Below are 648 nucleotides of genomic sequence, written 5' to 3' on the forward strand. Positions count from 1 at the left end.
AACGGTGCGGATAGCGGCCTCGCCCTCGGCGGCCCACATCGCGCGGTAGTCGTTGGTCTCTGTCCGCTGGACGACTACTGGGCGCAGCAGTCGCTCTGAGCCGTTGTTGGTCGGTTCGACCGCGGCGGGATGGGCAGGGAAGACGAGGGGGTTATCACGCGCCCGTCCGATCTTGACCTGCAGGTCGCGGGTCAGGTCGCAGCGGCTCGACGTGGCGAGGATGGCGCCGAGCTGTCGATCCAAGGTCCGGCGCTTGGCGGCGAGCGTCGAGGCGGTCAGGTCGGTGACGCGCTCGGCCAGGGCGAATACGGATCGCAACCAGAGCTGCAATCGCCAGGGCACGGGATCGTCGCTGACCTCGACGACGTAGGCGACGTCGCGGGCGAGATGGGCGAGGCAGGTCTGGTGCGCGGCGGCATGACCCTGTTGGGCGGTGTGGCGGTCCGAGATCCACACCGCGGGCCGGTGGCCGTCCATCATCTCCCGTATCACGATGGCGCCCCGCGTCGGCGAGGCCGTGGGCACCACGGCGTCGGCCGCGTGGAACACCCAATGATAAGCGTTGCTGCCCTCGATCCGGACGCCGGTCTCGTCCGAGGCGATCACAGCGGCCCGGCGTACCGTCGAGACGGCCTCCTCGCGACCGCC

1 protein-coding gene is annotated in these 648 nt (G+C 70.1%); it reads right to left on the minus strand.

Features of this window, described 5'->3' with window-relative positions:
* A partial coding sequence (locus FV233_RS29755) for a transposase (protein ID WP_147899664.1) occupies positions 1 to 648 on the minus strand: 648 nt, incomplete at both ends.

It is taken from the genome of Methylobacterium sp. WL7, assembly GCF_008040085.1.
Classification (GTDB): Bacteria; Pseudomonadota; Alphaproteobacteria; order Rhizobiales; family Beijerinckiaceae; genus Methylobacterium; species Methylobacterium mesophilicum.